18 protein-coding genes and 1 pseudogene are annotated in these 20631 nt (G+C 62.3%); 12 read left to right on the top strand and 7 right to left on the bottom strand.

The features are described from left to right. Nucleotides 1-59: 59 nt before the first annotated feature. Nucleotides 60-923 carry an arylamine N-acetyltransferase gene (locus tag ACE3UG_RS15240; protein ID WP_374625304.1) on the bottom strand — a complete coding sequence of 288 codons (864 nt, stop codon included), beginning with the start codon at nucleotides 921-923 and terminating at the stop codon, nucleotides 60-62. Between the two features lie 304 nt (nucleotides 924-1227). Next, a complete protein-coding gene (locus tag ACE3UG_RS15235) occupies nucleotides 1228-2136 on the bottom strand; it encodes a LysR family transcriptional regulator (protein ID WP_374625302.1) in 909 nt (302 codons plus the stop codon). Between the two features lie 90 nt (nucleotides 2137-2226). On the opposite strand from ACE3UG_RS15235, the gene ACE3UG_RS15230 reads away from it, so the two are divergent. The 6 genes from ACE3UG_RS15230 to ACE3UG_RS15205 all read left to right on the top strand — a co-directional run bounded on the left by ACE3UG_RS15230 (nucleotide 2227) and on the right by ACE3UG_RS15205 (nucleotide 6199). Beyond that, nucleotides 2227-3024 (top strand): NAD(P)H-dependent oxidoreductase, encoded by a 798-nt coding sequence (locus ACE3UG_RS15230; RefSeq protein WP_374625300.1) that lies wholly within the window; start codon nucleotides 2227-2229, stop codon nucleotides 3022-3024. 393 nt (nucleotides 3025-3417) lie between these two features. Beyond that, nucleotides 3418-3699: a hypothetical protein gene (locus ACE3UG_RS15225; protein WP_374625298.1), complete on the top strand. Its 282-nt coding sequence runs from the start codon at nucleotides 3418-3420 to the stop codon at nucleotides 3697-3699. Between the two features lie 399 nt (nucleotides 3700-4098). Next, a complete protein-coding gene (locus tag ACE3UG_RS15220) occupies nucleotides 4099-4293 on the top strand; it encodes a hypothetical protein (protein WP_374625296.1) in 195 nt (64 codons plus the stop codon). 3 nt (nucleotides 4294-4296) lie between these two features. Beyond that, a complete protein-coding gene (locus ACE3UG_RS15215; RefSeq protein WP_374625294.1) occupies nucleotides 4297-4476 on the top strand; it encodes a hypothetical protein in 180 nt (59 codons plus the stop codon). Nucleotides 4477-4481: 5 nt separating this feature from the next. Then, nucleotides 4482-4799, top strand: coding sequence for a hypothetical protein (locus ACE3UG_RS15210; RefSeq protein ID WP_374625292.1), 318 nt, complete (start codon nucleotides 4482-4484; stop codon nucleotides 4797-4799). Nucleotides 4800-5191: 392 nt separating this feature from the next. Beyond that, nucleotides 5192-6199, top strand: a complete 1008-nt coding sequence (locus tag ACE3UG_RS15205) for a serine hydrolase (protein WP_374625290.1) — start codon at nucleotides 5192-5194, stop codon at nucleotides 6197-6199. Between the two features lie 125 nt (nucleotides 6200-6324). On the opposite strand, the gene ACE3UG_RS15200 is transcribed toward ACE3UG_RS15205, so the two are convergent. Then, nucleotides 6325-12417 (bottom strand): autotransporter outer membrane beta-barrel domain-containing protein, encoded by a 6093-nt coding sequence (locus ACE3UG_RS15200; protein ID WP_374625288.1) that lies wholly within the window; start codon nucleotides 12415-12417, stop codon nucleotides 6325-6327. Nucleotides 12418-12722: 305 nt separating this feature from the next. On the opposite strand from ACE3UG_RS15200, the gene ACE3UG_RS15195 reads away from it, so the two are divergent. The 4 genes from ACE3UG_RS15195 (at nucleotide 12723) to ACE3UG_RS15180 (ending at nucleotide 16574) form a co-directional block, all read left to right on the top strand. Next, entirely contained in the window at nucleotides 12723-13448 is a 726-nt protein-coding gene (locus ACE3UG_RS15195; RefSeq protein ID WP_374625286.1) for a response regulator, read from the top strand. A gap of 131 nt (nucleotides 13449-13579) precedes the next feature. After that, complete coding sequence (locus tag ACE3UG_RS15190; protein WP_374625284.1) at nucleotides 13580-15400, top strand: 7TM diverse intracellular signaling domain-containing protein; 1821 nt, start codon at nucleotides 13580-13582, stop codon at nucleotides 15398-15400. Nucleotides 15401-15941: 541 nt separating this feature from the next. Beyond that, nucleotides 15942-16145, top strand: coding sequence for a cold-shock protein (locus tag ACE3UG_RS15185; protein ID WP_374625282.1), 204 nt, complete (start codon nucleotides 15942-15944; stop codon nucleotides 16143-16145). Nucleotides 16146-16343: 198 nt separating this feature from the next. Further along, the gene (locus tag ACE3UG_RS15180; protein ID WP_374625280.1) at nucleotides 16344-16574 is read left to right on the top strand and encodes a hypothetical protein; all 231 of its coding nucleotides are present in this window, start codon (nucleotides 16344-16346) and stop codon (nucleotides 16572-16574) included. A 185-nt stretch (nucleotides 16575-16759) separates the two neighbouring features. Here ACE3UG_RS15180 and ACE3UG_RS15175 read toward each other — a convergent pair. The 3 genes and pseudogenes from ACE3UG_RS15175 to ACE3UG_RS15165 all read right to left on the bottom strand — a co-directional run. Beyond that, nucleotides 16760-16975: pseudogene (locus ACE3UG_RS15175) on the bottom strand (recombinase family protein); the annotation flags it as partial. A gap of 16 nt (nucleotides 16976-16991) precedes the next feature. Then, nucleotides 16992-17087 carry a T6SS immunity protein Tli4 family protein gene (locus ACE3UG_RS15170; RefSeq protein ID WP_374625278.1) on the bottom strand — a complete coding sequence of 32 codons (96 nt, stop codon included), beginning with the start codon at nucleotides 17085-17087 and terminating at the stop codon, nucleotides 16992-16994. A 175-nt stretch (nucleotides 17088-17262) separates the two neighbouring features. After that, entirely contained in the window at nucleotides 17263-17958 is a 696-nt protein-coding gene (locus ACE3UG_RS15165; RefSeq protein ID WP_374625276.1) for a hypothetical protein, read from the bottom strand. 302 nt (nucleotides 17959-18260) lie between these two features. On the opposite strand from ACE3UG_RS15165, the gene ACE3UG_RS15160 reads away from it, so the two are divergent. Beyond that, the gene (locus ACE3UG_RS15160; protein ID WP_374625274.1) at nucleotides 18261-18503 is read left to right on the top strand and encodes a helix-turn-helix domain-containing protein; all 243 of its coding nucleotides are present in this window, start codon (nucleotides 18261-18263) and stop codon (nucleotides 18501-18503) included. A gap of 4 nt (nucleotides 18504-18507) precedes the next feature. On the opposite strand, the gene ACE3UG_RS15155 is transcribed toward ACE3UG_RS15160, so the two are convergent. Beyond that, nucleotides 18508-19212 (bottom strand): lysozyme inhibitor LprI family protein, encoded by a 705-nt coding sequence (locus tag ACE3UG_RS15155; protein ID WP_374625272.1) that lies wholly within the window; start codon nucleotides 19210-19212, stop codon nucleotides 18508-18510. Between the two features lie 395 nt (nucleotides 19213-19607). Here ACE3UG_RS15155 and ACE3UG_RS15150 point away from each other — a divergent pair, with 395 nt between their 5' ends. Then, nucleotides 19608-20483, top strand: coding sequence for a hypothetical protein (locus ACE3UG_RS15150; protein WP_374625270.1), 876 nt, complete (start codon nucleotides 19608-19610; stop codon nucleotides 20481-20483). Nucleotides 20484-20631 lie beyond the last annotated feature (148 nt).

The raw sequence follows: 20631 nt of genomic DNA, 5'->3' as shown, positions 1-20631 counted from the left end.
CGGTCGCCATCGCAATGGCCGCGTCCCTCGGGAGGCGGCCATTGCGTTTGCGCCACCGCTCACACCGAGCCCGCCGCCCGTTGCGCGCACGCCTGCGCGCGGTCGTACAGTGCGTCGATATCGATGCCCTCCAGCGTCAAGCCGAAGCGCTCCAGCAAGATCTGGGCGAGTTGCGCCGACGACACGATGTCGATTTCCGCCACCACGTCGCCTTGCGCGGCGCGTTCTGTGAGCTTGGTGTTGAGCAAGGCGATGCGTCCCTGCGGCAGCACGCGACATGCGATGAGTTGATTCAGGAAGATCGAATCTGGCGCGCTCGACGTATACCAATTGCCCAGCTTGTAATCGACCCACTCTGCCGGCTTCGTCGTGAAGCGATAGACCGGCAACCATTTGTCCGCAGTGCGCACGCTCAGGCGGTACTCGCTCGACGGCGCACCGTCGCCAGCGCTCACCGATGCCAGTCGGAACGTCTCAAGCAGGGTCGATTGCGGCTGCGTCGATTCCAGACGTAGCGGTGCGGTGAGCGTCACAGAGCCGAAGCCTACGTCGGCCAGCCATGCCTCGCCGTCGAGATCGACGCGCAGCAACATGTGCGTCAGCGGCGCCTCCGCGTCGAACGTGCGTCCCCACGCAACACGTCCGATCAGTGGCGTGACGGCGAACCCGAGATGGGTCAGCGCGTTGGCAAACAGCGCGTTCTGCTCGAAACAGTAGCCACCGCGTCCGCCGTCGAGCAACTTGGTCACGATCGACGGCAGATCGACGTGAACCGGCCGACCGCGAATCGGATCGAGGTTTTCGAACGGGATCGCCAGCGGATGCAGCGCGTGCACGGCGCGCAGAACGTCGAGCGTTGCTTCGCGCGGGCCGGTATAACCGATACGCTGGAAATAGCGCTCCGGATCGAAGGGATGAGACATGCCTGACTTCCTTTTGCGGGATGAGGACATACGCGAAGCACATACGTTAGCGCATTCGCCCAGTCCGTGCGCAATTCCCCCGTGGAGGCGGGGTATTCCGACGTGCCGGGTGGCTCGCGTCGCGCAGGCGAGCGTTCGCCGCGTGCCGATGCCTGTGGTGGTTGGGGTGGAATTGAGGTCGGATTGAGGTCGGCGAGTACCCTGTCGCCGTCACAGTCGTCGCGGAAATTCGCGGCGATGCCACGGCCGTATACCACTGCGACATTCAGCGCCGATGGCGGTGTTCGACGTGCCGGCCCGATCGTCAGACAACGCTGGCAATGCATTCCCGCAGCCAGCGATGCGACGGGTCTCGATGCACGCGTTCGTGCCAGAGCATCGAGATCTCGAAACCCGGGAGGTCGACGGGCGGCGGCATCACCTGCAACGCGGGATCATTGCGAACGAGCCGTTCGGGGGCCATTGCGACCAGATTCGTACTGGCGAGCGCGGATCGCAAAAACAGAAAATGCGGTACCGACAGGACAACGCGTCGCGACATTCCCAGCCGCGCGAGCGTATCGTCGGTGCTCGCGTGGAAACCGCCGCCGTCCTGCGAGACTATGGCGTGCTCCAGTTCGCAGAACTGCTTGAGCGTCGGGCGTCGCTTGAGCTTCGGATGCCCTTGACGCCCCACGAGCACATACCGTTCCGAGAACAGCGCCTTGCGTCGCAATCCGTCCGGCGAATTATTCGTCGTGTGAAAGGCGATATCGATGATGCCCTGCTCCGCCTGCCGGGTGAGGTGCGATGGCGACAGATCGAACACGGCCAATCTCGTATGTGGCGCGTGCGCACGCATGCGATGCAGCGCTGGCAACACAATGGTCGACTCTGTGTAATCGGTCGCGGCGATGCGCCAGGTCAGATCGGCGTTCGCCGGATCGAACGGCGCGGCGGGCGCTACGGCCCGCGAGAGCGATTCGAGCGCTTCGCGCAGCGGCTCCCGCAGTGCCTCTGCGCGCGTGGTCGGGCGCATGCCGCGCGGCCCCGGCAGCAACAGCGGATCGCCAAGCAAGTCGCGCAACTTCGCCAGATGCACGCTCACCGCCGGCTGCGACATGTGCAGCCGCTCGGCGGTACGCGTCACGTTCTGCTCGGCGAGCAGAACATCGAGCGTGACTAGCAAATTGAGATCGATACGGCGCAAATTAATCATCGTTATACCTGGCATATCAGGAATTCATTTCCAATATACCTTGCGCGTGCCTAACCTGCATTCGTTCCTTGAACCGAATCGGCCGAATGGCAACGGAGTTTAAAAATGAATGTACTGATTGTGTATGCCCACCCGCAGCCCCGCTCGCTTAATGGTGCGTTACGCGACTTTGCCGTGCAGCGGCTGGAGGCGGCCGGACACCATGTGCAGGTCTCGGATCTGTACGCAATGCAATGGAAGGCCACGATCGACGAACACGATGCGCCCGAGCGCAACGCGAGCGAGCCGTTCCACGCTTCGCGCGACTCGAAGCTTGCGTACGCGAGCGGCACGCAGCGCATCGATATTGCCCGAGAGCAGGAAAAGCTGCGCTGGGCGAATACGGTCATTCTGCAATTCCCGCTGTGGTGGTTCTCGATGCCCGCGATCATGAAAGGATGGTTTGACCGGGTGTATGCCTACGGCTTCGCGTACGGTGTGGGCGAGCATTCCAATACACATTGGGGCGACCGCTACGGTGAAGGGTCGATGGCCGGCAAGCGCGCGATGCTTATCGTGACGACCGGCGGCTGGGACACCCACTACAGTGAGCGCGGCATCAATGGTCCGATCGACGACGTGCTGTTCCCGATTCAACACGGCATGTTGTTCTATCCGGGATTCGACGTTCTGCCGCCCTATGTCGCCTTTCGCACGGGTAACGTCGACGCCGAGCGTTTCGCGCAGATCAAGCGCGAACTGGGAGAGCGTCTCGACACCCTGACCACGACGCCCCCGATTCCCTATCGTCGGCAGAATCACGGGGCGTACGACATTCCGGCACTCACGCTCAAGGACGACGTCGCCGCCGGGCAGACGGGTTTTGCCGCGCATATCGACCGAGGGGCGTCGGCGTTGCAATGAGACAACTGGCCGCGCTCGACGGCGTCGCGCGCGGCTTGCGGCCCTTGAACCGCATCGCGCCGCCTGAATCCAGCACGACGCGTCGGTCGGGCTTTGCGCACAAATCATTGCGCTGCGTCCCGAAGACGCGTATAAGTGACATACCGAACCTCAAGTGTGACGCTTATCGGTATAGCGTCAATCTTCTCGATCCTGGCGAGATCAAGTCGGACGGTCCAAGCGGATTTCGATCGCTTCGCGAGCACCACCCTATGTCGTTTGATGCGGCGCGCGACCCCGATAGGTTGCAGGCATTGCATATCAAACCCAGCTAATTTGTCCATCCCTGCGCGAAACACCCGCGCCGTGCGTTTGCCCGGCACAGGGAATTGTGCACATGGAGCGGGAGGCAATATGGCCTACGTCACGCCGTTCTACAAGGGCTTCCGTTTGGAGACGCTCGTTTTTCGCGAGCACGATGCCGCGTCGGTCGAGGGGAAGCACGATCGGACGTTTGGCGTCTCGGTTCGCATCTCCCGAACTTCGCTCGACGATCTTGAGAACGCAACAGATTCGAAGCTGTATCGCCTGGATGGGCAGCCCTTCGATTCGATCGGAGAGGCCCGCCGCGCTGGGAATGCGTATGCTCAAACGTTGATCGACGACCTCGTTCGCGATCCGCGTGCGGATATCTGAGGTCCGATATGAAATCTGCGCCGAATTGGTTTCTCTATGCAGGTTACTTCCCGCCGGAGAACGCCAGAGTGTTCACCGTTCTGGCGATCGCTCAGGCCATAGGGCTACGTGAGCGCAAGGTCGCCGCAACGCTCTCCCCTCAGCACGGACGCGTCGAGTCTTGGGTGCGCCTGCCCATTGCATCCGAGCGCAAGCCCCTTCATTAGCCCCACAGGACACTCGTTGTACGGCGGCGCTCGGACATCCGATGCATCGTCGCCGCGTGTTGCCAACTCCATGGGCGCGCGGGGGGTGTCGGCGGCGCGCGCGAACGCCGTGTCTTGCGCGCGTGCGCAGTCGCAGACGACCGTTCGACACCCAAAGATTCCCGCAGTTATCTCATCAATATGAGGAGCGCAAATGCTCACCCTTTCGAAACAGGCCATCTTGGCTGCCATTTATCGCGTTATCGAGAATGGTCACAACCGTCCGTCGGACGCCATCGTCAACGCACTGCTCGCGCGCGAGCTGGTGTGTCGCGTTGGCGAGCGGCTGGAGTTGACGCCGTACGGTCGATCGTACTGCCGCTCCGCCTACGTACCGGCATGGTGCTGACCCATGAAACACCATAGAAACACCGGCACCCGAATGCTGGCATTGCAGTTGGCGGTATTGCGGGGCCAGGCGTTACGTGAGATCAACGAACGCGCGCGAGCGGCCGATCTGGACGCAGCTAACGCAGCGGACCTTGCGGATTCCCTGGGCTGCGGCCGCGGCACGCCAATGCCGTCCAAGTAGGGAACATGACATCGAATAGCATTCTTTTACGCGTGTACGGCGAGCATCGTTCAAACCGATGGGAACTCACCGCCTTGGAACTGGGTGTTACCGTTGTCGCGCTCGACATTGTGAAGGCCAAGGAGTACATGAGAACGCACGCGCGTACGCTTCTCATCGATCACGACCCATCGTTGCCGATCGACACCGACCGGGTCTTGCGCAGATCTGACCGGGACATGGTGAAGCTTCGCAGAAAGTATTGGGTATCGCGCGCTTTGCAACGTCTTGACGGACGATCGAGCCGCAGCGTGTATGAGGAACTCGTCACCACCGCGACCTGACGTACCGCCTTCACCGCAGCCCTCGGCTTTCCGGCCAGTCGGGCAAAATTGGGCAAAACGGCCCACGACACCCATCGCTGTAGCGACCGCCCCGGTCGCCTTCGCCGACGCTCGACAGCGTCCGACGCGCCAACCGAACGCAGCACCCCATGCCGGCGTGCCGCCGATCTACCGCCCCCCACTTGAGCACTTCGAGCCCCTTGGCGGCCTCTGGGTCCGGACGTCCGCGTCCTGATGATCGGGAGCCTGCGGGCCAACCGCTGCGCCACCTACCCAAAACGGGGGATCGCTAGTCCAAAAGGTGCGTGCTAAGTTCAGCCCGGCCTCGCCGCTCATGCGTGAACCTGCGGCATTGCGCTTCCCATTTCATCTCTGTACTGGAGACCCTCGCGATGACAGCCTTTCGCCCCGCTCGCCGGCATGCGTTGAAACTCACAGCGGCGTCGCTCGCTGCGCCGGTGTTACTCTCGCCGGCCGCGAATGCCGCCACGGAGCGCGCCGACCTCGATGCCGCCGTGCGCCGCTTCGCCGCGCTCGAACCGAAATCGACGAGTTGCCTTGTCGTCGCCGACGCCCCCGCAGGCAAGGGCTGGACGGCTGCATACGCGCCAGAGCGGGCGCTCTTCGTCGGTAGCTCGGTCAAGACCTACATCCTTGGTCAGTTCCTGCTCGATGTGGAAGCGGGCCGCCATCACCTCTCGGGCGCTCAACTTTGCGACGTCAACGACGCCGTGCGCACGCCGGGCAGCCCGGTGTTCATCCAACTCACCGGGCAGACGCCCTATCGCACCGCGCTCGAAGCGATGATCTCGCACAGCGACAACACGGGCACCGACATCACGCTGGCGGCCGTCGGCCCGGACCGAGTGCGCGAATTGGTTCGTCGCATGGGGCTGACCACGGCGCGCGTTCCCGACTCCACGCGCATCCTTTTCTCGTATCTGGCCGGTGCCGAGTCGGGCACCGATCTCGGCTGGAGCGGCATGCAAAAGCTGGAGCACAACGAGAACCTTGGCCTGAAACCCCGTACGGATGTCATCAACGACAAGCAAACGATGACCAGTTCTGCGGCCGATCTGGTGAAGTGGTATCGGCAAGTACTGGCCGGGCGTCTGTTCTCGACGCCGTCGTCGCTCGTCGAATTCAAGCGCATTTCCGCGATGGCGGACGCGATTTGGATGACGGTTCCGGAAGGACTGCTCGCCTACGGCAAGGGAGGCAGCCTCGATTGGGAGAACTTCCACGCCCTGTGCTTCGCCGGACAGATGCTCGTCGGCAAAACGCCTGTGACGTTCTGCTTCACGTCCAACTGGCTCAACGGCAAAACGAGTGTGGAGCGCACCGGCGAGTTCATTGCCGCAGCCAGCGACGTGCTCAAAGCCGCCGCCCAATCGGCCTAGAACGAATCTGCGATCCGCCGCGCGCGCGATGGCGGCGCGATCGCGGGCAGCCTGGGCCGCAGTCGACCTTGGCCCGGTCATCGTCAGATGGCCGGGCCGTCGCGATCGAGCGCCGATACCTACGCTCAGAAATGCTTGGCAAGCCGCAGTGCGGCACTTTGCACCGTCTGAGACGGTGCGGTGCGCAGGTTGTACTCCACACGCATTTCCAGCCCCTTGGCCGAGAGCACCTCCACCCCCGCAGCAAAGTTGCCATAGACACGCGGTTGCGATGACGTGATTCGAAACGGATCGCTCGGAAACTGCACCAGCGACACCTCGGTGCTCACATCACCCTTCGACGCGAAGCTCATCCCGGCGGACACGTAGGGCCGCACTGTCACACTGCGATAGTCGATGCGCCCGCCCACTTCGAGCGCCGGGCTCAACATCGCTGTCGTGCGCCCCTGACTTTGCACCGCAAGATCGAACACGCCCGCGCCATGCTCGCGATAGGCCGCGCTCCGATCGTACACAACGTCCAGATCCGCATACGGCTTCACGTACCCGCCGGCGAAATTCAACTGGTACGACAGTCGCGATCGCGCGCCGACGAAGTAGGCATCCGGCTCACTCGTCGCGCGCGCGACGCTCTCGGGATACGCCAACGTGCGATTCTGCGTACCGCTCTCGTACCCCCCCAGCACCGCCAGCGCGAGTTGCCACGGTCCCATCTGCCGCTTCAACGTCACGCCGCCCCGGAAGCCGTCGCTCGACACCTCGAGCGAGCGGTCCGACGAGCGTGCATGCGTCACCACATAACTGGCCGAACCGCCGACGAACCAATCTGGCGCGATCTCCTTCTGCGCCCCGAACTGGTACGTCGCCTGATGACTGCGGAAACCCACGTCGTCTGCCGTATCGAAGCGATCGGCACGCGTGCCGATCACGCGCGCCCAAACGCAACTGCCCTCGCTCAGGCGTGTCCCATCGCTCACGAACCGCGGACAGCTCATCAGCCGGTTGAGGAAGTCGTAATTTTCGTGCCCACGCGTCCCGGCGCGCATTAACGTCGCAGCGCCCGAAAGCACGTCGAGCGCCTTGCGGTACGACGCCGCGTCGCCAACGCTCGCGAAGGGCTGGAACAGGGGGCCGGCGTCAACCATGCCCTTGTCCCAGTTCGTTTGCACAAAGTTGGCAAACGAGGTCTGGTTCGCGTTGAGCGACACCCCCGCCGGCCGGAAGTTGGCATCCACCGAGATGAGTGGGTCCTGTGAGCGGCCATAGTGATCTTTCATCTGGTAGCTGAACGCGAGCGCCGTACTCCTCGCGACAGCCGCTTCTCCTGTGGGTGCCTGGTCGAAGTGCCCGATACCCAGCCAGATATTCTTGACGGGATTGTGCAGAATCGGCACCACGCTGCCGCCGAACGTCAGGGCACCGGATGTCACCAGAAAATCGCTGTTGTGGTTCGTAAAATCGAGGTCGGGCGCGTAGACGCCCGTGCCGGTCTGCGAGAGTTCGCCATTCATGTGCGTGGCCTGGAAAACACCCGCGCCGCCGGGACTGATCGTGCCGTAGTTCTGCATCTGGCCCGCAGTAAAGTTGGCGGCGGTACGCAGTTCGCCACTCGTTTGATTGACGAACGTGCTGTCGCTCGTGAGTGAGACATTGCCCTGCACGATGCCGCTGTTGCTCACGCTCGCCCGCGCCAACGATTCGATGGCCACGGCCGCCGACACCGTGCCTGCATTGTCGATGCTCACGCCATCGGTATTGATCGCCAGAATGCCGATGCCCGACGCCGCGTTCGCCGCAACGCTCGCGCCTTTGCCCACCGTCACGCTGATCGGCTTGCCTTGCGTCGTATTGTTCCCGCTGCTCCCCATGCTGATGGCGGCAATGGCCGGCGATCCCGCGCCCATCGCGCCGACGACCGCCCCCGGCTGCACCGTCACGACGATATTGCCCCCGGCGTTGCCATTCGTGCTCGGCGGAGTCTTAAGCAGCACGCGGGCGTCGCTGAACGTTGCACCGCCGCCCAGACTCATTGCGAGAATGGCCGGGGCGTTCACCCCATATGTGATGATGCTGCCCGACGCACTGACCCGCACCAGATTGCCCGCGCCCACCGCGCCGGAGACGTTGGTCGACTGCACCATGTCGAGACCGTAGGTTCCGGCGGACGCATCGCCGGCGATGCCGCCCCCGCCGCCCACGCTTTGCGCGAGCACGCCCGCGGCGCCATCGCCGGTTGTCCGAACGCTGCCGTCGACGCCCACTTCCACCGTACCGCCATCGTTGACACTGGTGCGACCGACGGTGTTGCTGACCGACGCCAGCGTGACGAGCCCAGGCGTCGTGGTGAGGCCCGCGATGCCCCCGCCCCCGCCCACGCTTTGCGCCACGATGCCGTGCGCATTCTGTCCCTGCGTTTGCACGGCTACATTGCGTTCTACGGAAACGTTGACGTCCCCGCCGGTGCCCGCCGTGTCGCCTTGCGCCCCCAACATCAGGCTCGTGACGGGCAACGTCGACGGCGCATCGCCGCGCGTGAGCGCAACGTAGCCGCCGCCGCCGCCGACGCTCTGCGCGAGCACGCCGAAGGACAGTGCTCCCTGTGTCGCCACGACTGCCGGTGCCGCAGTGGCGCTCGTCAGATCGACGCTTACGCTCCCGGCATTGGCGAGCAAGCTGGCGCTGCCGGTTTGAGATGCGCCCAGCTCGATCGTGGCCCCTGCGAGCAGCGCCGCCGTCTGTGCGCCGGCCGTCAGCCCGGCCAAACCGCCACCGCCCGCGATGGACTGCGCGAAGATGCCATGCGATAAGGCGCCGCTCGTGTACAGACTGCCCGAACTGAGCACGTTGACCTGCGCGCCGCGCATGAGGGTCGGGGGCAGGCTGCCGCTCAGGCGACTGCCCAGCGTGATGACTGGCGCGGCAGCGGTCTGATCGCTTGCCAGTCGCGTACTGGCATTGCCTTCGAGGCCGACGGCCGCGACGCCGCCACCGCCCGTGATGTTCTGCGCGACGATGCCGCTCGCGTTCACTCCCAGCGTGCTGATGACTCCGCCACTCTCGACACTCACGAGGGACGACGGCGAAGCATCGCTCGGCAGATTGCCCGTGTAGGTGCCGCCGAGGGCGAGCGACACGGCTGGCGTGGACGATGAAGTCGTCGCACCGAAGCCGCTCGGACCGAACGTATAGTCCGTCGCTGCGGCCTGCCCGCCACCACCCGCGATGCCTTGCGCGAGGATGCCGGGCGAGCTGTCCCCGATGGTGAGAATCCTGCTGGCAGGGTCGCGGGTGTCGACCGTCACGGGTCCGGAGTGCCCGGCACTGCCGCCCTGCGACCCTACGCTGACATTGACCGTGTGCTGCGAGGTCGCCAGATTCGACCCCAGCAGGTCGACGATGCGCGTCAGTTCGTCGATGACTCCCGGCGCATCGCTGGCGGCCCAACTGGGGAGAAACGCTTCGAGATTCTGCGAGGTGGCCACACCCGCACCGCCCCCACCGCCCACACTTTGCGCGACGATGGCGGGCGCGGCGAATCCCTTGGTCACCAAGGTGCCCGCATGGGTGATGCTGACGGCGCCGCCGTCGCCACCGCTACCGCCCGCCCCGCCCACGGCGACGTTCGTTCGCACGTTGGGCGAGACATCGAAGTACGTGCCGATCTTGCCGCTCATCACGCCGAACAGGCTATCGATGCTCGACATCAGGCTCGACACGCTTGTCGACATGGCCGTACCGCCTTGACCGCCGCCACCGCCGATGCTCTGCGCGACGATGGCGGCAGAACCGTCGCCGGTCGTCGTCACCAGCCCTTGGTTGATCACACTCGCGTCGGCGGCGCCACCGCCCCGGCCACCGGCGCCGCCGACACGGACGTCCGCGCCGATGCTCAACGACCCGAACGCCACGTTCAGCGTTTTGTCGGTGCGCTCCAGCCAACCGGCAAGCGTCTTCAATTGGCCGAGCGCGGTGCTCGGCGAGCCAAGTGTGGCCGCAAAGGACTGCGCGGTTTCCTGCTGCACGATGCCACCGCTGCCGCCCCCGCCGCCAATGCTCTGCGCGACGATTGCCGGCGCGTGATCGCCGCGGGTGGCAACCGAACCGGCGCGTTCGTTGGTCACGGTTGCGACACCGCCAGATCCGCCGTTCGCCCCCGAACCGCCAATCGATGCGCCAACGCTGATATTGAGCCGGCTGTTCGCCGCGGCCACCAACTGTGCGCGCAGCGCCGCAGCGGCGCTCCCCCCCGCCCCGCCTCCGCCGCCGATACTCTGCGCCAGGATTCCGATCCCCTTGTCGCCTTGGGTCCAGATGCCGCCGCTGTTGTCGACCTGCGCAAGGCCACCGTTGCCACCGCCTCCGCCGCTGCCGCCAATCGTGACGCGCGGGCTGAGCGTGCCGGTCGGCACTTCCGGGCCCAGATCCGGCGCGATCGTGATCGCTGCCGAGCTGGCCAGACCGCCGTAGCCGCCCCCACCGCCGATGCTCTGCACGACGGCACCGTCACTCGTCGCGCCTTGCGTGGTGATGCTGCTGCCGTTCTCCAGCGTCAGCTTGGCGGACTCGCCATCGCCGCCGCCGCCGCCGCTGCCGCCGTGGCTCACGGCCACCCCCAGTCCCACGCCCACCGTGATCGCGCTCGATGCGCCGCCGGCGCCGCCCCCGCCGCCAATGCTTTGCAGCGTGAGGCCGGCCGAGCCGGCGCCGGCAGTTGCGATAGCGCCCCCCAGGTCCATCGTGGCGTTGCCGCCCGCTCCACCTTCGCCACCGCGTCCGCCCGTTGCGATGCCAACGATGATGCCCGTCGTATCGGCGTCGCCGCCATGGCCACCTCCGCCGCCAATACTCTGCACCTGCGCGCCAACGCTCTGGTCGCCGGTCGTGAAAATGTTGCCGTAGCTCCCGACCTGGATGTTGCCGCCTTGTCCGCCGTTGCCACCCGCGCCGCCGCCGATGTTCATGAGGCCCTGGCTCACGTCAGCACTTCCTGCGCCACCGCCCACCGCGTGCGCCAGAATGCCGACGGCATCCTTGCCGTGGGTGGTGATCGTGCCGTCGTTTTCGATGTCGACGGCCACCGCGCCGGTATTGGCCCCTGCGCCGCCATTGCCGCCGTGGCCCGACCAGGGTCCCGAGGCGCCGCCATCGCCGCCCGCGCCGCCCACAACCGACACGCGAATGCCCATCGAGCCGATACCTTGCGTGTCGATGGTGCCCGTGTTGGAGACCGACGCCCCGCCAGGCGTCCCCCCATCCCCGCCGGTAAAGCCGCTGCCGGTCACGCCACCGCCGCCATCGCCGCCATCGCCGCCGAGGCTATAGACCGCAATCCCCGGCGCGTTAGCGCCATCGGTCGACATTGCGGCACCGTTGGAAACGGTTACCTGGCCCCCGTTGCCGCCGTTCGATCCTTTCACGTCGGTGTCTACGCCTTTTGGGCCGCTCCCGCCGACCGAGCGCGCGAGTATTCCGGCCTCACCGTTCCCATGCGCGCTCACCACGCCGTCGGCGATGGAGACGGTGACGTTGCCGGCATTTCCCCCCCATCCGGAGAGTACGTAGCCACCCTCCCAATCGTCGACGCCGAGTCCGCCTTGTCCACCCAGCGATTCCGCACGAATCGCCGCGCCACCGTTGCCACTGACCGTGATGGCCGTGGCGCCGTTCACCACCACGTGCGCTTCGCCCGCGTTGCCGCCGACACCGGCGTTGAGTCCCGCGCCCCAGGGAATTGCGCTGGCTTGACCGTTGCCACCGATCGACTGCGCGGACAGCCCATAGCCGGTCGCCGTCACCGAACTTGCGTTCACCGTCAGGCGTGCGAAGTGTCCATCGCCCCCGTCGCCGTTACCGTTACCGCGATTTCCCCAGAGTCCTCCGTCACCGCCTTTCGACAGGACCGATATCCCCGCGCCGTTGCTGACGACCATGCTCTGCGTCAGAGCGAAATCGACGATACGGCCGAATCCGCCGTTGCCGCCCCAGTGACCGCGGTCGCTGTCCTCGCCGTTGCCGCCGTTGCCACCGCTGACGTCGACGGCCACCCCCGTGGCGCCGTCGCCCGATCGGATCGTCAATCCCGTCAGCGTCTGCTCGACGTCGCGTTGTCCGGGGGCACCGTCATACCCGTTATGGGCGTGGCAGCATCCGCCGTCGGCCCCGCGATAATCGAGAAACAACGGTCCCGAAATTTGCGAAAAGGCCGGGCCGGCAAACATGACGCCCGCCACACCGCAAAGTGCCTTGAGGCGAAGCGGCGTTGCCGGAGAAGTCGATTTGTCTCGCACGCTTGCCCCCGTACCCGAATCGTGTGCCGACTGGCAGGACACGCGCCGCTCGCTTCGTGAGTGTGACGACCGGCGCAAGAAATTCGGGTGAAACTTAGCACCCCGCACCGGCGGCGCACTATCCCCTGAATTGAGTAAGCGACGCGCTCGCCTCCCCTGTTTCGGGGATGGTCGCGCGCAATGCGGATGTGCTAATTTGCGTCACTGTGCGCTCTTGCCTGCTCTCCCCCCTCGCCATGCCTGCCAGCACACCTGCCATTGCCGAACCGGTTCTGCCCGGGCCGTTGTTGCTCGTGGAAGACGACCCTGCCACGCAAACGCGCATGCGCAGTATCCTGACGTCGCTGGGCTATGCGGACGACGCCGTCTGCGTGGCGGGTAGTCTGGCGCAGGCGCGCACGCTACTGGCGGAGCAGCCGTTTGCGCTCACGCTCATCGACGTGGGCTTGCCTGACGGCAGCGGCATCGATCTGATCGGCGAGCTGCATGCCCGCGACCCGGCGCTACCGATTCTGGTAATCTCCGCCTGGAGTACGGAGCAAATCATCGTGGGCGCGCTGCGAACCGGCGCGACCGGCTATCTGCTTAAGGAACGCGACGACGCAGAGATCGCGTTATCGATTCGCAGCGCGTTACGCGGGGGCGCGCCGATCGATCCGTTCGTTGCCAGGTACATCCTCGGGCTTGTTGGCGTAATCCGGCCAGCGCGGCCCGCATCGGGGTTACCGGCTGTCGGTGTCGGCCTGTCGCCAGCGGCCGAGGCGTCACCGGCATTGAGCCCGCGAGAAATCGAGATTCTCGGGCTCGTTGCCAAAGGCATGACGAACCGCGAGATTGCAGGGTTGCTCAATATCTCCAGTCTCACGGTCGCATGCCACATCAAGAACATCTACAAGAAGTTGGCGGTCAACTCGCGCACCCAAGCCGTGTTCGAAGCGCGTACGTTCGGCTTGTTGCCCTGACCTTCGCCGCGCGGCTCGGCATTGTCGTCACCGTCTGCCTCCTAGGTTTTCTCGGCTTTCTCGGCTTTCTCGCTGGCACCGCAAGCACCGCACGCGCGCAAGGATCGGCTCCGGTTGCCGAGAATGGGCCGTTGAACTTCGATCGCATCGAAGCGGTGCGTGCTGGCGCCGATCGTCGTCCGGATCTTGCCGAGCCCCCCGACACGGGTTGGGTCGACGTTACGCTGCCGGACGTCTGGACGAGTCGCTGGCCCGGCTACGATGGCGTGGTGTGGTATCGGCTGACGTGGCACGAAACGTCGCCCGCGCAGGCGCGCGGACTGCTGTTGTCGTATCTGAACATGGCGGGCGCCGTTTATCTGAACGGCAGTCTGCTCTCGCGCGACGATTCGCTCGTCGAGCCGCTGACCCGCGCCTGGAATACGCCACGATATTGGGTCGTGGAAGCGCCTGCGCTGCGTCCGGGTGTCAATACGTTGCTCGTGCGCGTTTCAGGGCTCGCGGCATACAGCCCTGGCCTTGGGGCGGTCACCCGGGGCGCGCCAGCCGCGGTTCACGCGCGCTATGAGGTGGATCGGTGGGTGCGGCGCGATCTGCAACTCTTCAGTCTGGCCATCACGGTCACGCTCGGCGTCTTCGTCCTGACGCTCTGGCTGTACCGTCGCGACGAGACCGCCTATGGCTGGTTCAGTGCGATGTCGTTCGCGTGGTGGCTCTATGCTGTCAATCAGATCGCAACGCGACCGTGGCCGTTCGCCACAACCGACGCGTGGGAAGTTTTCGTCTCCATTGCGTTCCTTGCTTATTGCGGCTGTTTCACGATGTTCGTGCTGCGTTTCTGCGGTCGCCGCATGCCGCGCATCGAAACGTCCCTATGGACGATCTTCGGGGTTGGCGCGGGTTGGCTCGTTGTCATGCCGCATGCGAGCATCGAGACCTCGCGCGCGCTCTGGGCCGTGATTCCCGGCGTGACGTATCTGGGTAGTTGCCTGCTGCTGTTTGCGCTCACGTGGCGAGAGCGGCGGCTTGAGCAGCGCATCGTGTCGCTTTGCGCGTTGACCTTCATCGTTGCAGGCACGCATGACTTTCTCGTATTCCTCGGCGTGCTTGCGTCAAACGTGTATTACACCGCGCAGACTTCGCAGGTATTGATGATCGGTATGGCGATCGTGCTGGCGCGCCGGTTTGCTGAGAATGCGCGACGGATCGAGCAGTTCAACGACGAGTTACGCGTGCGCGTCGATGACGCGCGCGAGGAACTGGCGCTCACGCTCAGTCGCCAGCACGAGCTTGAGGTGGCCAACGCGCGCCTTGCGGAGCGCTTGAATCTTGCGCACGACTTGCACGACGGGTTAGGGGGCGCACTCGTGTCGAGCATCGCCGCGATCGAACATGCGCCGCACACGTTGCCGCCGGAGCGTTTTCTCGGCTTGCTCAAGGAATTGCGAGACGAGTTGCGGATCGTCATCGATACGGCCGCCACGCATCAACACGGCGGGCTGACGCTCGCCGAACAGATCGCGCCGTTACGGCACCGCATCACTGAGCTCTTCGAGAGCCAGAAAATCCAATGCGTCTGGCGGCTCGACGGTATCGAGCAATGCGAGGTCAGTGCGGTGCAATCGCTGGAGCTGTTGCGCATTCTTCAGGAGGCGCTCACGAATGTACTCAAGCACAGTCGTGCCAGTCAGGTGTCCATCGACCTGCAACATGACGACGGCCGCGTGACGTTGCGTGTTGAGGACAATGGTGTGGGCTTCGGTGTTGACGGCGTGCAGAGCAGCGTGAGTCCGGACGCCATGGGGCATCGCAACGGCACCGGTTTGCATAGCATGCGCCTGCGCGCGCAGCGGCTGGGCGGGTCGCTGGCGCTTCATCGCGAGAACGAGTCGACGATTGTGCTGGTGCATGTCGACTTGCGGGGTCACGGCGAGGCCCGCCGGGGCGTCTGAATCGCGTCCACGCGGGAAGGCGAACCGCCACGTCGACGACGCGCTGCGTCACGCCGTCGGGCGACGGGCTCGACACCGTGTCTACGTGTTCGACGCATGGCATGTTGAGCGCATCGCTGACTGGCCTGCTGGCACCCTTGATAGGGTGAAACAGAGATGTGACTGGTCCTGCGGGTCCGAGGGCGTTACGTCACGGTGGCCTTGGCGGCGCCGGACACGAAGCGATTGGCTCCCCCTTTTTGACTTGAGGGCGCAAGGTTCATTGAGAGATTCGGCTCGAAGTCGTATTACGCCGACCGCAATTGCGTCTTCGAAAGCGGGTGGTCAGTGGGCGCCTCGATCGATATCGGTTTCATATTGAGAAATACATTGACAGCATTGGCGTATCAGGGTATTGTCACTACAGAAATATTCAAGAAGTTCGATTGCTGATCATCATTTTGCTGCGTTGTCTGCGCGGTATTCGCTGTCCTCTCTTCCTCCTTGAAGTTTTTTGTCGCTCTGTAATGGGGCAATTTATTTTTCGTTTCAAGGAATTATTATGGATACCGGTACCGTTAAGTGGTTCAACGATAGCAAGGGTTTTGGCTTCATTACCCCGGACAATGGTGGCGACGATCTGTTCGCTCACTTCTCCGAAGTTCGAGGCGACGGTTTCAAGACGCTCGCAGAGAACCAGAAGGTGACGTACGAGACAAAGCGTGGCCCGAAGGGTATGCAAGCAGCCAATATTACCCCGCAGTAAAGTAGTTCAAGGGCCGGTTTTCCGGCCCTTTGCTTGACTAGCATCCTCGCGGAGCTTTGCGCTCCCGATCTGATCGCACGTTTTCCAGGTGCGCATCATTTGTCTTTCAGACACGATCCGTCTCGCCTCCTCCCAGTTTTTCCAATGATTTTGTTTGTATGGCATTCATGCCATGCAGCTGTCGTTCGGCTATTGCACATGAAAAATAATAATCATATTCACCGATACAACGGTTATTCAGTCTCCCCTTCCGCATTTCAGTTACCGGATGGCCGGTTCGCCGCCAATCTGCTGCTGGAAAGAAGCGACGGCGTTGGCACTGAACCGGCCGCATATACGTTCCACGCGCTCGAATATTTCGATAATGAAAAGCAAGCCGTGGGGCACGCGTCCACTTGGGCCCGCGACTGGATCGATAGCCGCGGTTGATCGGCAACGATCAACATTGCTAACTGAATGACTATTTTTGTGCTCGTGGCTGCCTGGAGATTTCACGGCGCCGGAGATATCTTCGAAAGGGCGCCTGTGATGGGGATTGGTGCCAGAACGCTTACCCCAGAGTTGTCCCCACCGCCAATGCGGGTGGCCGTCGCGCGGCCTGACCTTGCCTATGCCGAGCCCGCGCCGATGAAGGTCAGGCACGCTTTGACGAACTCGATACGCACACTACTCTGGGTGAGACACTGCACTAAGCGACGCAGATCATCCAGATTGCGCGCCAGGCGGTCCATGCTGTGTACCACCACCGCGTCGCCTTCGCGCACGAATGTCAGCGCGACGTCGAGTTGTGGTTGCCGCGTATCTTTGCCCGACGCATTGTCGGTGATTCGGCTGAGCAACGCAGAATCACATCGCCCCCGGCCTGAGTCTTATGGTTCGCGAGACGGCATCCCAGAGGGCGACGGCTTCGCTCGGGCTTAACGAGCCATTTGCGAGCTTCACCAGATGGTCGTGTAATGCCCCCGGATCCCGCCTAAGATTCAAGCGACACGACAACTATTCTGACGCCGGGGGCTACCAGCAACCTTCGCGTCTTGCTCCGTCCACACACATCAAGCGAGAACGCGCGATGAGGGAGAACTTAGGCATTCCGGGGCAAGTACAAATTTTCACCGCCTCATGACTCTAGGGTCTTTCGGCAAGATTCGATGAACTTCCACTTTGAGTCGCAGTTGGATGGTACCTTGAGCTCGATAAATCCAGGGGACGGCCAGAGTTTCTCGCCGGGAATTTTCCATTCATCGTAGATATCGAATCCTCGGTATCTCCACGAGCGCCGCGCTGTCGGACCGTATTGACGCCCGTCTTCAAAGGCTTCTTCAACGCTGATTCGAACGACCCCCGACACCTGAAACCTCCCGCCCCCATCAAAGCTACCGTACTGGATGTCCCCCCCGACAGAATCAACTGTCGCATCGTCGATAACAGCATTCAACGTCGAGAGCACCTTTAACGTCTGCGCGCACTGCCCATCAAAAAGCGTGTCGAATCTCTCTGCGCCGGATCCCAATGCAACATACTCACCTTCTGCTTGGGCAACTTCATCAAACGTTACTACGGTTCTGCCTGAGTTTTGAGTTAGGCTGAATCTTGCCCCATGTAACTTGCCGCTCTGAGGGCACAGGCCCGCGACGAAAAACGTGTACCCGCCCTTCTCTTCGAGCTTTGACATGATTTCCGAGGAAACCATGCCGCAGAAGCGACAAAAAAATTGGCACAGATCATTGAAGGTTAGCGGATCGTTCGCTGGTAGATACTGGACGTCAACTAACAGATCCTCAACAAGCTGCTTAAATGTCGCAGCATTGGACATGTTCCCCGCGTAGCAAAAGCCATATGTTTGCTCGAAGAGGATCTCAAAGCCCCCCCTCTCGTCCATCCCCGTCCCCATTACCCGAATCGGTAATCGCATCACCTTGATCCCTACGTCGGCAAACCCAGCAGGCCCGAACGAAATTCTCGAGTCGGATGCAAGATGTAGCCGCCCCTCATTCCGCCACAAGACGCTCAAAGTCATATTGTCCCCCTACGTTCGAATCTCGATCAGCAACGGGCTTCGCTTGTTGCGCGTCCCGAAGAACGCATAGAGCGTGCGATTTTTGGAGATCACACCTCATGAACTTCTTCCCACACCATCAGCACCGCATCGACGTTCTCGCTGAAATTCTCGTCACGCTCCGACGCGAGAAACGCTTGACAACAAAACAGCTTGCCACCCGACTTGGCAAACCTGAGGTCTTCGTTCTCGACTACGAATCCGGCAAGTGCCGGCTTGACCTTCCCGAACTTGTGGATATCGCAGATGCCATTGGGATCGACATGGTCGAACTCATCAATCTCTACCAACGGCGAGCGTAGCTCGCTAGGGCTTTTCTACGAGGCGAGGTCCCGAAGTGTCGGGAGCAGTCGAACTCATAGAACCTCGGAACTGCCCCAACCTCTCACCGTAGATTCTCCGAAGGCAATCAAGATCGTCGCCGCACTCGCTTCGCTCACTCAACCACGCTCGTTGAGCGACACGCAGCGCATCAACATTCGCGCCCGCACTTGAAAGCGCAGCACGGTACGCGGCAGCAAGTTCGACATCCATAGCCGCCAGGCCCGGATCACTGCAGATCGTGAGTTCGTCCCGAGCCTTAGCAACATAGCAATCGAAACTGGTCGTGAACGACCTTGTAGCCGTCCCAGCAGAAGTTCCCGGTCCCGCAGCAGGCCCGACCCCACGTTGCCCCTCGTCTTCCGAAGGGGATGTTGGCAAGGCTTGAGGAGGAGACGGAGTCTCGATCTGCTGGGTCGACTCGCTCGTCGTATTGGACTCTGCCCGCGTCAGCGCTGGAGATGTTTCATCCTTCTTACTGAAAATCCCGACGATGACAAGTATCAGGAAGGCAGCTCCTACCAACACAACTAGACAGCCGCCTAACCCTGAGCTTTTGACCGGAACGATCTGAACGTCTGAACTACCGCACCGCTGGCATTTCAGCGATAAATCCTTACCCCTTGGATACCAAGTGTATTGGCACGCACCACATATATTTTGTGGGCGCTGTGTTCCACGACTCCCCATTTATCTGGCCTCGGAATTTTGATTTTTTGCTTTATCTCGCAGTTAGCGAATTTATCACCTTTTGAGATCAATTCCTTAACACCCGTCTCACCGAGCATCCGCAAGTACGGCACCGCCTTGCCCTGCCGCAAAAAGATAACGGATTACATAATAATTATATTTTTCTCTTCTCGTTATCCCGCAGGGCAGGACCACATACGAAAACCACCGGTCGTGGTCACCGTAATCGCCAGTTGAGGTACGTCCTTAGATAGATTAGCTGCAAGCCTAGATCGATAGATCCGCGTATTCAGTGGTGTTTTCTTCGGACCGACATCTCCGGGGTATGATTACTGGGGCATGTTGTCGCCCAGATTTCGTGTTTTCGCTTCGCAACCCTGAAACGAGAATCATCGATGAGCACATCTCCCGATCCGACCTCGCAGCCATCGTCTATCGTAGACGTGGACAGCTTGCGATCTGAGCTTGAAAAGCTTAACCCCAGCGCACAACGACGAATCCTTGAGAAGTTTGCCCTTGCTGCGCTTGGAGCGATTCCGTGGGTCGGTGGATTTCTTAGCGCCCTCGCTAACTACAAGACGGAAGAAGGCACGCTCAAGACCGACTCACTGCAAACGCAGTGGATTGAAGAGCATGAACGACGCATGGGAGATCTGAGCCGAACCATGATTCAGATCGGGCAGCGGTTCGAGGCGCTAGGAGAAGAAATCAACGAGCGTATAGCGAGTGATCAGTATCTCGATATTGTGAGGAAAGCGTTTCGGACATGGGACGAAGCTGACACTGAAGAAAAGCGACGCTACGTCGCGAACCTCGTGACGAACGCCGCAGGCACGGGCCTGTGTTCAGACGACGTGATTCGTCTCTTCATCGACTGGCTTCACACCTATCACGAAGCACACTTCGCTGTAATTCGCGAGATCTACACCAACCCCGGCTCCACTCGATATGACATCTGGGTAGCCATACGTGGGCAGCTTGTCCGCGAGGACTCGGCGGATGCGGATCTGTACAAGCTGCTTATTCGGGATCTAAGCACTGGTGGCGTAATTCGCCAAGCACGGGATACCACGGATGACGGGCAATATTTGAAGAAACGCCCGACCCCAACCCCTCGGGGGCAGGCATCCTCCACGATGGAATCGGCGTTCGAGCAAACAAAGCCGTATGTTCTGACCGAATTGGGTAAGCAGTTCGTACACTACACCATGAACGAGGTGGTCACCCGCGTTGGGGGAAACGGCGACCAAGGAAGCTCCAAAACCGCCTGAAATCGGACCAAAGGGAACCCGGAAAAGCGCCTGCGATGGGAATCGATCCCAAGGCTCTCATCCCAGAATCGTACCCACCTACGAAACGCACGGATTGCCAAAATCCCCCAACCCCGCGTAAAATGGCGCTCTTCGCGGGCGTCGTATA

Origin of the sequence: Pandoraea sp. (assembly GCF_041919235.1) — a bacterium.
Taxonomy (GTDB): domain Bacteria; phylum Pseudomonadota; class Gammaproteobacteria; order Burkholderiales; family Burkholderiaceae; genus Pandoraea.
The sequence above is the reverse complement of the archived record's forward strand: the minus strand, read 5'-3'. Positions and strand labels throughout refer to the sequence as shown.